Origin of the sequence: Paenibacillus sp. 8b26 (genome assembly GCF_050626875.1) — a bacterium.
In the GTDB taxonomy this organism is placed as follows: Bacteria; Bacillota; Bacilli; order Paenibacillales; family Paenibacillaceae; genus Paenibacillus.
Genome location: NZ_CP192445.1, coordinates 4,548,091 through 4,560,958, shown reverse-complemented (window position 1 = coordinate 4,560,958; position 12,868 = coordinate 4,548,091). Strand labels below are relative to the sequence as shown.

The 12,868-nt window shown below is 49.5% G+C and carries 12 protein-coding genes and 1 pseudogene; 6 read left to right on the top strand and 7 right to left on the bottom strand.

Annotation, left to right across the window (positions count from 1 at the left end):
* Nucleotide 1: 1 nt before the first annotated feature.
* Nucleotides 2-730: a glucosamine-6-phosphate deaminase gene (gene nagB / locus ACQ4MX_RS21240; protein WP_431087162.1), complete on the top strand. Its 729-nt coding sequence runs from the start codon at nt 2-4 to the stop codon at nt 728-730.
* Entirely contained in the window at nt 727-1,947 is a 1,221-nt protein-coding gene (gene nagA / locus ACQ4MX_RS21235; protein WP_431087161.1) for an N-acetylglucosamine-6-phosphate deacetylase, read from the top strand. Before nagB ends, nagA begins: the two co-directional genes overlap by 4 nt.
* A 104-nt stretch (nt 1,948-2,051) precedes the next feature.
* On the opposite strand, the gene ACQ4MX_RS21230 is transcribed toward nagA, so the two are convergent.
* Entirely contained in the window at nt 2,052-3,047 is a 996-nt protein-coding gene (locus ACQ4MX_RS21230) for a YhcN/YlaJ family sporulation lipoprotein (protein WP_431087160.1), read from the bottom strand.
* 193 nt (nt 3,048-3,240) lie between these two features.
* Here ACQ4MX_RS21230 and ACQ4MX_RS21225 point away from each other — a divergent pair, with 193 nt between their 5' ends.
* A complete protein-coding gene (locus ACQ4MX_RS21225) occupies nt 3,241-4,818 on the top strand; it encodes an esterase/lipase family protein (protein ID WP_431087159.1) in 1,578 nt (525 codons plus the stop codon).
* A 114-nt stretch (nt 4,819-4,932) separates the two neighbouring features.
* Here the strand turns inward: ACQ4MX_RS21225 and ACQ4MX_RS21220 are convergent, their stop codons facing one another.
* Nucleotides 4,933-5,064 carry a hypothetical protein gene (locus ACQ4MX_RS21220; protein ID WP_252361499.1) on the bottom strand — a complete coding sequence of 44 codons (132 nt, stop codon included), beginning with the start codon at nt 5,062-5,064 and terminating at the stop codon, nt 4,933-4,935.
* 23 nt (nt 5,065-5,087) lie between these two features.
* Nucleotides 5,088-5,450 (bottom strand): sigma-70 family RNA polymerase sigma factor, encoded by a 363-nt coding sequence (locus ACQ4MX_RS21215; protein ID WP_431091378.1) that lies wholly within the window; start codon nt 5,448-5,450, stop codon nt 5,088-5,090.
* Between the two features lie 185 nt (nt 5,451-5,635).
* On the opposite strand from ACQ4MX_RS21215, the gene ACQ4MX_RS21210 reads away from it, so the two are divergent.
* Nucleotides 5,636-5,839, top strand: a complete 204-nt coding sequence (locus ACQ4MX_RS21210; RefSeq protein WP_431087158.1) for a hypothetical protein — start codon at nt 5,636-5,638, stop codon at nt 5,837-5,839.
* Between the two features lie 73 nt (nt 5,840-5,912).
* Here ACQ4MX_RS21210 and ACQ4MX_RS21205 read toward each other — a convergent pair whose 3' ends face one another.
* The 4 genes from ACQ4MX_RS21205 to ACQ4MX_RS21190 are packed head-to-tail and all read right to left on the bottom strand — an operon-like array spanning nt 5,913 to nt 10,112.
* Nucleotides 5,913-6,854 carry a DUF4340 domain-containing protein gene (locus ACQ4MX_RS21205; protein WP_431087157.1) on the bottom strand — a complete coding sequence of 314 codons (942 nt, stop codon included), beginning with the start codon at nt 6,852-6,854 and terminating at the stop codon, nt 5,913-5,915.
* The gene (locus ACQ4MX_RS21200) at nt 6,851-8,242 is read right to left on the bottom strand and encodes a GldG family protein (RefSeq protein WP_431087156.1); all 1,392 of its coding nucleotides are present in this window, start codon (nt 8,240-8,242) and stop codon (nt 6,851-6,853) included. Before ACQ4MX_RS21200 ends, ACQ4MX_RS21205 begins: the two co-directional genes overlap by 4 nt.
* A gap of 5 nt (nt 8,243-8,247) precedes the next feature.
* Nucleotides 8,248-8,970, bottom strand: coding sequence for an ABC transporter permease (locus ACQ4MX_RS21195; protein WP_134912943.1), 723 nt, complete (start codon nt 8,968-8,970; stop codon nt 8,248-8,250).
* On the bottom strand, nt 8,967-10,112 hold the full coding sequence (locus ACQ4MX_RS21190; RefSeq protein WP_431087155.1) for an ABC transporter ATP-binding protein: 1,146 nt from the start codon (nt 10,110-10,112) through the stop codon (nt 8,967-8,969). Before ACQ4MX_RS21190 ends, ACQ4MX_RS21195 begins: the two co-directional genes overlap by 4 nt.
* A 432-nt stretch (nt 10,113-10,544) precedes the next feature.
* On the opposite strand from ACQ4MX_RS21190, the gene ACQ4MX_RS21185 reads away from it, so the two are divergent.
* Complete coding sequence (locus ACQ4MX_RS21185; RefSeq protein WP_431087153.1) at nt 10,545-11,594, top strand: NTTRR-F1 domain; 1,050 nt, start codon at nt 10,545-10,547, stop codon at nt 11,592-11,594.
* Between the two features lie 166 nt (nt 11,595-11,760).
* A pseudogene (locus tag ACQ4MX_RS21180) lies at nt 11,761-12,852 on the top strand (glycosyltransferase).
* Nucleotides 12,853-12,868: the final 16 nt, after the last annotated feature.

Below are 12,868 nucleotides of genomic sequence, written 5' to 3'. Positions count from 1 at the left end.
GATGAACATACGTATTTTGAACAGCCGTGAAGATCTGAATGCTACCGCTGCCGCTGTGATCACCAGCTTACTGCTGAACAAGCCACAGGCCATGCTGGGCCTCGCTACCGGAAGTACACCCATAGGTATTTACCGTCACCTTGCAGAAATGTACCGTAAGGGCCAGGTGAGCTTTGCACGAGCCTACTCCGTGAATCTCGATGAATACGTTGGTCTTCCCCCGGAACATCCGCAGAGCTACCGCAGCTTTATGAATGAGCACTTGTTTCAGCACATCGACATTCCTCTTGCCCATACGCGCGTACCTGACGGTAATGCGTCCGATCTGGCAGCAGAATGTGCGGCCCACGAGCAGGCAATTCTGGATCATGGACCCGTCGATCTCCAATTGCTCGGCATTGGTCACAACGGTCATATCGGCTTTAATGAACCTGGGCACAGCCTGACGGGAGTCACACATGTGGTGGATTTGGAAGAGAGAACACGCACAGCGAATGCCCGATTTTTTGGTAATATAGAAACTGTACCCAAGCAAGCAGTCACAATAGGAGTTGGCACGATTCTGAAGGCGAAGCAAATTGTACTGGTCGCTTTTGGCGCGGATAAGGCAGACATTGTAAAGCAAGCTTTCACCGGACCTGTAACCACAGAATGCCCGGCTTCTCTGCTGCAATGTCATCCCAACGTGCTGATTTTACTGGATCAGGAAGCGGGAGGCTGGTTGAATTGAACTCGGATGAAACGAATGGTGATTTAACCCAACTGTTGTATGGACGAGTCGTTATAGGGAATCACATGATTGAAAAAGGGGTTATCGCCATAGAGGGACAATCCATCGTATATGCTGGTGCAGAGGATGATTTGCCTGCTGATCTAGTTGCAGCAGCAGTGCAAAATAAGAGTAATGGTGCAGCGGTGGGGGCAAACATCGTGCGATTGGAAGGTGGCTATCTGCTGCCGGGCTTCATAGATATTCATGTTCACGGGGGTAACGGCGAGGACTTTATGGACGCCAATCCGCAGGTGCTGGATACGATTACCTCTTTTCACGGCTCCCAAGGAACGACCGCAATGCTGGCTACTACGATGACCGCACCCAAGGATCGAATCGACCGGGTGCTAAGTGAGGTTCACGCCTACATGGCGCAGCCTATGCCCTATGCACAACTGGAGGGCGTACATTTGGAAGGGCCGTTCATTAGCCCAAACTGGCCGGGAGCGCAAAACCCGGAGCACATTCAACCACCTAATCTGGCCTGGGCAAAGGAATGGGAGCAGCGCTACCCGGGCCTTGTCCGCCAGTTAACGCTTGCGCCCGAACGGGAAGGCGCACTGGAGCTGATTGCATGGCTGCGCAGCCATAACATTACTGCGGCTCTCGGTCATACGGATGCCACGTATGAAGAGGTGGAGCGCGCAGCGGCGGCGGGCCTGAACCATGCGGTGCATACGTTTAATGCCATGACTCCGCTGCATCACCGCAAGCCGGGAGCCGCCGGAGCCGTGCTTGCCGATCCGCGCATTGAAGCGGAAGTTATTGCGGACGGTATACACGTGCATCCCGCTGCTGTCTCCCTGCTCGCCAATCTAAAACGTGAGCACAATCTCATTCTGATCACCGATGCCATGTCTGCCACCGGGCTGGAGGACGGACATTACACACTCGGCGATTTACCAGTAATCGTGCAAGGCGGCGTGGCACGACTGGAAGATGGCGTCACTCTGGCAGGAAGCACACTGACGATGATTGAAGGCTTCCGATATCTGGTTCGTCATGTGGGTCTGACCATTCCCCAGGCATCACAAGCCGCCAGCCTGAATCCGGCCAAATCCCTGAACATTGCGCATCGAACAGGTTCGCTTGCAGCAGGCAAACAAGCAGACGTTCTGTTACTGGATGCGGACTTAATGCTGCAAGGCGTATGGATTAAAGGAAAACGAAGATAAAGATAATTTCTTCTTATGATTCCCCCTAAACCAAAGAGCTATCCCTCAGCGATTTCGCCGAGATGGATAGCTCTTTCTTTGGCATTACACATATATGTGGTGAATTAGCGATGATTCATAGGTGCAGGGGTATAATTTTGTGGACGAGTTGGTGCGGTTGTTGATCCATCTGTTGGATGAGTTGCACCAGCAGCAGGAGTCGGGAATACCCGTTGGATGATATCCGCCAATTGGGCACTCATTCCTTTGATCGGATGACCGTTTTGCACACTGCGTGTAAAGTCAGTGGTATGCTTTACAAAATCGGGGTTAGCCGATACATATACCTGTTCAATCGAAGGTGCGAATTGCTTCACCTTGTTGGAGATACGACTTTTGACAGCTTCGGTCAACGTGTTAGGCTCATATGCAGTTCTTGCGCCTTCCACTGTAGTTCCATCTGTGCGTCCGATATCCGTGCGGGTACCGTCCGTCAAGCCACGAATCATACCATAAGAACCCGTACCCATCGTGCCGTACAATCCATCGCCACGACGCGCAGGGGTTCCGGGACCGTTAACTCCATTGTCTGTAAGTCCCGGCGCTGTACCATCGGTGGTATAGTTACCTCTTGTACCATTAATCCCATGTGTAGTTATGCCATGTGTAGTCGTGCCCTGTGTAGTCGTGCCCTGTGTAGTGGTACCATGTGTATTCATGGAATGCCCCGTACCTTTAACGCCTGAAGTGCCAGTGCCTGTTCCATTGGCTTGGTCCTTCAAGGAAACCGCTACATAAGCATTACGATCACCGACCAGCACCGTCGCAGATTTTACCTCTGGCAGCTCGGCTATGCGTTTGGACAAATTGCGATCGACTTGCAAATTACCAATTTGGTGTCCGGTTCCATTGGCGTTTTGGTTTAAACGCATCCCGTCCATACCGTTGGACTTAGCTCCGAAACGGTTCACACCATCCATATGATGTGTACTTTGCGCGTTATAGCGGGTAGTGTTCGTGCGGACGTTATGATTCGCAGTCCCACACCCTGTCAAAGCAGCCATACTGGCGAGCAAAGCAGCAGAAATCGTTAAACTGATTACCTTCTTAGTCCCTGGCATGAACTCATCCTCCATACATATAAAATGTGTGACGAGAATAGGATGCGCTATGATTCTCAGGGCTATCCTGACTAAAAAATGACTAAAAAATAAAATTTTAATGTAAAAATGAAATACAATTGATGATTTACCACAAGATGGCATGTATAATAAGTTTGAAAAATACTTTATTTTACAAAGGAGGATTTTCAGTTTGAAAAAGATCACCGTTTGGATGCTCATTTTTTTGTTATCCGTCACTCTTGTCCCCGTCGGCGCTTTTGCAGGCTCCACTACACCCCAACCCCCAAAAGATCCTGGAGGAAGCTGGGCAGAAGGCCCACCACCTAATCGCGTTGATCCTGCCAAGCCCGCACTATTATTTGTACATGGTTTGAACAGCAGCGCGGAAGTCTGGAATAATAATAACGACATGCTTCAGCGCGCACGTGACGCCGGATACCAGACGGCCACCGTTAATCTGTACGATGCCAACGGCACCTCACAGGATATGTGGGACAATGGTAAGCTTTTAGCCGACAAAATCAAGGTCATTAGTAATCACTTTGGAAAAAAACTCATCATCATTGCCCACAGCAAAGGTGGAGTGGATACTCAAACTGCTCTTGCATATAACGGAGCCACTCCCTATGTACAACGTGTGATCACCCTCAGCAGTCCCCATCATGGCTCACAACTTGCAGATCTCGCCTACAGTAGCTGGGCCGGGTGGCTGGCAGATATTGTTGGCTCACAAAATCCCGGCACCTCTACTTTACAAACCTCTTATATGAAGTATTTCCGATCCAAGACCGATGCACTCAGCAACGCAACTACAATCCCGTTCTTCACATTTGCTGGTGATAACTGGTCCGACGGCAGCGCTTCCTACATACTGGGCGGACTTTACCTTTCATCCTTTGGCAAGAATGATGGAGTAGTCACAGTCGACAATGCCAAGCTTCCTGGTGGACGTGTAGTCAAAGTCGGGTCCTGGGATCATGCCAAAGTTCGTACCGGATCTTACGTCTTCTCCCTGATCCAACCTTACCTCCAAGCGAATACTCCAGCATTGAATCAGGATACTGAAGCACTTTCAGCAGCATCTTCCCTGCCTGCTTCCGCTTTAACATCCACCTATAGCGAGATCGACAATTCATACTTTATCCGCGGCGGAGACTATAACGGAAAAGCCTCCGAAATCCTCACCGTTGAAAATGGCGTCAAATTCATTGATTTGGACTGGATCAGCGATAAACGTGTAAGTAAACTTGAGCTGACCAAGCCTGACGGTACCAGCGAGATCGTTAATCTGAAAGCAGGTTATGATGACGAAATTTTTGCTGGTGCCTGGCATCATAACGCCGTCATTAAAAATCCAAAACCGGGTATCTATAAACTGAACGCCACGATTCCTGATAAAGGAGCGTATCTTCTGATCGCTCGCTACCATGCTGCTCAGGTGCCTGAACTAAAATACAAGCTTAATGTCGTAGGTCCGAAGCTGAATCTGGAACCACAGGATTCTAAGGACAGCGTTACACAAGTCACCTACCAGGTTCAATACTACGGTGACCCACAGCAAGGAATGACTCCTGCGACCAAAGGTCTGACGGTACAGCAAAAAACCGTTAACCCCACTGGACAAATCGAGCTGTCCAAAGCGGACAAGCCTGGCATCTATTCCATAACCTATGAAATTAACGGTACGACAGAAGCTGGCTATCCATACCGCCGTACAGCGGTTCAATCCGTCTATATTGACACTGACGGGAATAAGTATGTTGATTAAATTATCCCACGTATTCATCGATATCATGTACGTATAAAACAGGAAGGTGCAGGCCCTCAAAAGCCTGCACCTTTTCTTGTCTGTAGCATAATATTCACGTCTGGCTTAATCACTTCAAATATCGTCACGCTTCAGATCTTCTATAAAATCAGTCACAATACTTTGGACGGCATCTTCCCGGGACATTCGGATATACCGACTGGTTTTCTGAATATCTTCCTCGAACAGATGAAGTATACTGCTCATAGCTTCCTGATCTCCGCCTCGTGCTAATTTGAGCAGTTTGATGAACTCAGCATCTGAGATAATTGATTCAGCATTTTCTTTTTCCATTTATTCACCGCCTGTTGGGATAGCTTCAGTTCTCTTGCAATCTGTGCTTCGGTTTTGTCTAGTATGTAAAGGTCAAAGATGATGGTTTTTCCGATCTCAGATGGTAGAGAGTTAATGAGCTGTAGAGTGTACATTTTAGAGTTTGCAGAGTCTGTAAAAGATGGAGTAGCGACGGCTTCGTTCTTTTCCATAACAAATTCATGATTCGTTTGTACCCGGGCACGATACTGAATTCTCCATGCAATACGGTACAGCTTTTTACGATATTGTTCAACCAATGTTAGCTGAGATTGATTCATCATAAACCACCCTTTCTCTTTGGATTTGACTTTTCGAAATCCTCATATTATAGGGTAATTTGAGAACATATTTTACAACGAAAACAGAACATTTGTTCTTATTTATTATACTATTTTTTGGGTCGGTTGTATACGGTTCTTTTTATTTACCTTCCTTTATATATGGCTAAAAAGGAGGGAAACCATTGCAGATAGATGATGCTCTTTCTATCATAACCAACGTAGGCTTTCCGGCAGGTCTTTGCTTTATTTTGTTGCGGCACATCCTGCACACCATGGAAGAAAAACTGGATAAGCTGGATCTCTCGCTTCATGAGCTGATTGAGGTCATTAAGGAATTAAACGATGGGAACCAGCATTCTTCCAAAAGCAGAAAGCCTGACGAATAACGAACACAAAGAAGCTCCAACCGACGATCCTCGCCGATGGAGCCTCTTTGCCGTGCATTACTATTTCTAACGTTTATTTTCCAGTTTGAGCCTGGTCATGTCCAGCTTGTTCAATACGCTCCAAGTCTGATGCCGACAGCCCATACGCCCAGTTGCTTTGCGGTGGCACAACCCATACAGTATCCGGGTCACCGTTTACCGTCCAGCCCTGATACACCAACTGTGGATTGTCCTGCTTGCCCAGCGATACGCTCAGCGTAAAGCGATGAACAGGTTTGTTCAGTTCGGATGCTTTGCGCAAAGACTGGCTGCTGGCCAGATTCTTGATTTGCTGTGATAAGGACGTCCCCACATCACTGGTTACCGACTTTCCATTCAGCGTCCAAGCTGTGGAAGAGCTTTCCCCCGTTCCTCCGTCACCGGAAGACTTGAGCATCCAGGAGGCTGACTGACCTTCCCACTCCAGTCCGCTCAGCTTGTCATCATCCCAGTCGAACGGCGTCGTATCCGTAAAATCGGCTGCACCCAGTAGCAACCCGGAAAGAGCGTCCATAGGTACAGAAGCCACTTCTTTTTTATCTGACAGCACATAGACAGCATCACCGGAAGGCAGCGTTTCACCAAAAGCAAAAGTATGCTCGCTTCCATCCTTGGTCTTGATCTGAATTTGGTTGTTGGTAGCGCTGATTCCGTATTTGGCTACGTCTTTTGGAGAAGATTCCACCACCTCACCGAGCTTCACGTTTTGAATAGCGGCTAACCAATTATCAATCGTATAGCCGTTTAACGGATAAGACCGAGGCTTGCTCATGCTCCATTTGCCATCATGTTGTGTAAGTTCGACCGACTTGCCTTCCTTCCCTGTTATAGCAAAAGACGAAATATTCCCCTGCGTAAGCTGAACCAACTGGCGAGCTGCAGGAGCTTGTTCACGAAAAAAGTTTTGGCTCTTGGCATAGACTATACCCGCTCCCAATACAACTAACAGCAGCACTGTGGGTATCCATTTTCTCATGCTCTTCTTCGCCTCCACCATAATAAGATTCCGGCTGCCGCGAACAACAACGGCAATCCGATCACGGATAGGGTCAATATAGTCTTCGCTTGCGCAGGAGTCAAATAAACCACCTTATAATCCTGCTCCTGACGAGGACGAATGGTAAGCCCGTCAGATTGTTCCTGTACATAATTCAGACTGTTCAGGACAAAATCCCGATTGCCTCCCGTGCTGATCTCGGTGTCGCTCAGAAGGGCCGACGTTCCGAGAATAATTGCTTTAGGCTTGCCGTCCTTGCCATCTACCGCGTAACCCAGATCAAGCGGCCCCTGCGGGTCCTTGTTATCCTTCTGTGTTTCGTTGTTCAGCAGCCCTTGAATATTCGTTTCTCCATAGCTGGCGGCAGAAGATTTGAGCAAGGCCGTAGTCTTCCAATTCTTCTGTTCCCCTGCTTGCAGAGCAATGGACAGCGAAAGCACCGGGTACAGATTGGACGCAGCCAGCTTATCCGTAATCGCATGACTGCCAAAGGTAGGCACTGTAAACAGAGGTCCAAGCGTATTCGTCTGCTCCTGATCCACCACGATCGCATGTGTATCCTTCACACCGTAATCAGCCGCCAGTGCGTCAAGGTTTTTCCAGTCCGATTGCATGTTCGGATGAAAGCCCAACGCCAGAAACAGCTTTCCACCACCCTCCAAATAGGTGCGAATGCTTTTCAGCTCCGTCGCGCTGATATCCCGTTGCGGCCCAACAATAGCCAGCACCGATGCATCTTTAGGCACGCTACCCGCCTGATTGAGCTGCTCTTCTTCTGTTTTCACATTATCCTGCGCCAGTGAATTGCTCAATCCGGTCATTTGGGACAAGGGGATTTCCTCATGTCCGGTCAGGAAAACGGCTTTTCCCTGGCGGGTAGACGATAGCCCCAGCAGTCCGCTGGTCAGCTTTTCTTCTCCTGTAAACTGGTACGCCCCCTCGCTACTTCCCTGTGCCTGTGTAAACAGACTACCTATATCAATAACACGTTTCTTCTCACCCTGAACCAGCACGATGGATGCTTCGGTGACACCGTATTCCTTGGCCAGCAGCGGCTCCTGATTCAGATCATATTGCTCGACCTTGAGCTTGCTGTTACGCTTGGCGTATTCCCTCAGCATATCCGTAACGTCCCGGTTCAGCTTTTGATTTTGCGAAGTCGATACGGTAAAAGCAATCAGACGCACGTCTTCCTTCACTCCCTGAATGGCCGTCAATGTCTGATCAGACAACGAATACTGTTTGCCTGCCGTCAAATCCAGCTGAAAGCCTCCCAGCGAACGCAGAAACAACGTCAGCAAAATAAAAATACCTACAGCAGCAACCGACAATACCACACTGTTTGTATGACCCAGCCATTTTTTCATGTTCATCACCTCCACCGTTTCCGTTCGACCACCTGAATACTGAATAACAAAAAGAGCGCCGCCACCGTCACGTAATACAGCACATCGGCTCCGTTCAGCAATCCTTTGGTGAAGCTGTCAAACCGTGCGGTTAGTGAAAAAGGCTCCAGCCATTGCTGCAATGCCGCAGACGCGCCTGTTTGTCCACCAAACGAATCCAGCATCCAAAATACAAGCAAAATAATAAAGCTGACGACCGCGGACATCATCTGATGCTGCGAAAGCGTCGAAGCGAACAGACCAATGGCCATCATGGCTGCACCCAGCATAAACAGACCGATTGCGGATGTAAATACGAGTGTCCAGTCCAGCGACCCGTAAAAGGACATCACGACCGGATACGCAAGGCTGCACAGCACCAAAATCAGCAGCATGCCCAGCGACGCCAGAAATTTACCTACAATCATTTCCGTCACACTCACAGGCGAGGTAAGTAACAGCTCATCCGTACCCTGCCTGAATTCCTCCGCAACCAGCCTCATCGTGAGCAGTGGGACGACAAACACCAGCATGGACAGCGTGTCACCGAGTACCAGCCGATAATCCAAGATGCTAGGCTGATACATGACAAAATTCGTGTAAAAGAGCAACCCCGTCAGCAGCATGTACACCGCAAGCGCAAAATACGTTGTCGGCGTCCATAGATAGGCTTGCAGCTCTTTTTGACAGACCGCGAACAAACGCCTCATGCCCGCTCACCTCCTGTGCCCTTGTCTTGCCCGGCTTTGTTGTTGCCAGACGCAGCTTCTTGGCTGTCCTCAGCAACACCTGCGGAAATTTCATTTTCCGTCGAATGCTGGACTTGTTCCACTACATTCACTTGATCGGCCTGACCTGCTTTTGATTCGCGAGTTGTTAACTGCTGGAATATATTTTCCAAGCTGAGGCTTTCTTTTTTCAACTCCAAAATCGGAAGCTTCGCACCAGACAGCACATAAAAAAGCTCCTCGCGGAAATCCTCACTGGAAGCGCCTGTCAGTAAGCATCCGGTCAAATCTTCCTCAGTTACAGTCTGCTTCGTGTCAGCTTGAGACAGGCCAGATGTTAATAGCTCCACCTCTACTTTCCCCCAACCGCGAAGAACGTTCAGCACCTGCTCACGGCTGCCTTTGACCTCTACTTTTACCTTAAATCCGTCTTCCATCGAACCGCCGAGCGCCTCAGGCCGTCCATCCAGCACCAACTCACCCTCATGGATGATAAGAACCCGATTACACAAGGCGTCCACCTCGGGCAAAATATGTGTGCTGAGCAGCACCGTATGATTTTCTCCAATCTCCTGAATGAGCTGGCGAATTTCGAGAATCTGATTCGGGTCCAAACCTGAGGTCGGCTCATCCAGCACCAGCAAATCCGGATTATGAATAATCGCCCCCGCCAGTCCCAAACGCTGCTTATACCCTTTGGACAAACTGCGTACCAGTTGCTTTTCACGCCCGTTCAGGCCAAGCCGGGAAATCATCTCGGAAATGCGCAGCTTTTGTTCTCTCGCAGGCACATCTCGAATGCTTGCCACAAACTTTAAATAGGATCGAACGGACATATCTCCATACAGAGGGGGCGTTTCCGGCAAATAACCGATTTTGGAACGAGCCTGTCTGCCCTGATCCTGAATCGGGATGCCATCAATCGTAATCACTCCCTCATTCGGCTGGAGATACCCTGTAATCATGCGCATCGTCGTCGTTTTGCCTGCACCATTAGGCCCCAGAAACCCAACAATCTCGCCACGCTGCATTTCAAAATCCAGCTTATGTACGCCCCGGTTACCCTCATACCACTTGCTCACCTGCTGCACCTTGAGCACACGCTTCACCCTTTCTTTTATCATAATCATAGTCTTCCAGTGTAACTACCCATTCGTCCAAACAACTCTATTCCCTTTTCACACATCCAAAATGTTGCGTAGCGGGGGATTTGAAGCTGGAGAAGCGATAGCGCTCGCCTTTGCCGTGGGATTATTACCTTCTCATGTCTTATACAATCAAAGAGAATCCCACGACAACAGCGATCGTAAGCTCAAATCCTTCGCAAAACTGCTCTTTCTGGTTCCCTCATGCGCCTCATGCAACATTTTTAAACTCTAATGTTAATCCCACACATATAGCTGCAGCTTAAAGTCACTTAAATATAAGCTTAAAATAATGTGTCTAAAATGTGAACGAAAGATACGCTTTTACCCTCGTAAACTTGTACGGTTCGCATTGGTTCTCCTTCGCATTTACTAACATTACAACGTGTGAAGGGAGTGTATAAAAAAGCGATGAGCGTATTGTTTACCAATCTAATCTCAAACGGCGACTTCGAAGTCGGATCAACACTTTTTTGGAACTCAGTCAATGTGACGGTCACTAACCTATCCGTTAAAAAGACAAACTTTTATAGTGCGATTCTGGCAGGAGGCGCGGTGGATGCATCTCTTTCCCAGGTCGTTTTTGCTGCTCCGGGCGAAAGCTATACGTTAAGCCTGTCAGCCGCAAAAATAGGAAGCCAGTTCAATCCTCAAGTCAACATTTTCCTGTACTACTATGACGCAGCGTTTACCTTCCTTGGCACGGGGCTAACTACCTATTTGAGCGCAGGCACATTGCCGGACGCTGTTAATGGAACATGGCAAAGCCTGTATGAAGTAACGGCTCCTGTTCCAGCGAACGCAGCTTATGCCTTTTTGGTGATTGGCAAAGCTGCCTTGGCTAACTCCGCTGATGTGGCCATTGATGCCGTTGCTCTTGTTAAAGCGAGCGCGGCTGGAGCCGTTGGACCAACAGGACCTGCGGGGCCTACCGGTGACACCGGGGCTACCGGGCCAACTGGAGCTACTGGCGTTACAGGTGCTACCGGACCTGCCGGAGTTACGGGTGACACCGGAGCCACAGGACCTGTCGGACCGACAGGCGATACCGGGGCTACCGGGCCAACTGGAGCTACTGGCGTTACAGGTGCTACCGGACCTGCCGGGGTTACGGGTAACACTGGAGCCACAGGACCTGTCGGACCGACAGGCGATACCGGACCCGTGGGACCTACTGGACCGACAGGGCCGTTCGGTCTTGGATTTACGGGCCCTATTGGGCCGACAGGCGACACCGGCGCTACAGGGCCGACCGGAGCTACTGGCGACACGGGCGCTACGGGACCGACCGGAGCTACTGGCGTTACAGGTGCTACTGGACCTGCCGGAGTTACGGGTGACACCGGAGCCACAGGACCTGTCGGACCGACAGGCGATACCGGTCCCGTGGGACCTACTGGACCTATAGGATCAACCGGACCGACAGGGCCGACCGGACCCACTGGACCGACCGGACCTTAGTCTTTCCATATCTTAACGACAAAACCGCCGCCCATGATGTTTGGCTTTGTCTAACCTTGCCCTGCCGCAAATGCGGCAGGGCTTCTCTAAATCGCAACTTATGTAAAAGCGACTATGAACGCTTGAATTAAACCCGCTTGATTGCTTCCAAAGGAGTGATGCACCATTGATCAGTATCAGCCTGTGCATGATCGTGAAAAACGATCAGAATACCATTGGTCGTTGCCTTGAATCCGTCCATCATATTGTGGATGAAATCAATATCATCGACACGGGTTCACAGGATCGGACCCTGGACATATGCCGCATCCTCACAGATCGTATTTTTCCATTTGAATGGGTGGACCATTTTGCCCTTGCCCGTAATTATTCCTTTGAGCAGGCTACGCAAGAATTTATTCTCTGGCTGGATGCCGATGACATGCTGGAGAAACAGGATGCCGCTAAATTGCTTGAGCTGAAACATACCCTTGACCCTACAACTACACCAACCGTGGATTCGGTGTCTATGAAATATCACTATGCCTTTGATAATCACGGCAATGTCACGCTGCATTTTCGTCGAAACCGACTGGTCAGACAGTCAGCAGGGTTCCGCTGGCATGGGGCCGTGCATGAATATCTGGCGGTAGAAGGAAACATCTAGCATGCAGATATTGCCGTGACTCATACCCGAACCCATACCACCTCCCCTGGACGCAATCTGCGAATCTACGAAAAACAGCTCACCCAAGGTCACAACTTCGCGCCCCGCGACCTCTACTACTACGCCAACGAGCTAAGGGATAACGGAAAGTATGAAAAAGCAGTGCAAATCTATCAGAATTTTCTGGATACCGGACAATGTTGGGTGGAGGATGCCATTAGTGCATGTGGCAAACTGGCCGACTGCCTGCAATCGCTCGGCAAAATGGAGCAAAGTATTACTGCGGCTCTCAAAAGCCTGATCTTTGATACACCCAGAACGGATCTATGTTGCCGAATGGGTCATTATTTTTTAGACAAAAATGAAGCCTCCAAAGCCGTCTATTGGTACGACATGGCTACCGTTCTGAAGCCCGCTGACACGATGGGTCCAGTACAGGATGCGTATCGAACCTGGTTCCCCCATATACAGCTATGCATTTGCCATTATCGTCTGAAAGACTATACACGTGCGAATTGGCACAATGAACAAGCTGCAACGTACGTCCCCAACGACCCGCATGTGCTGCATAATCGGCAGCTATTCAGCTCCATCCTGAACTCTCCAGAATAGACGTACTTTTCTTGCC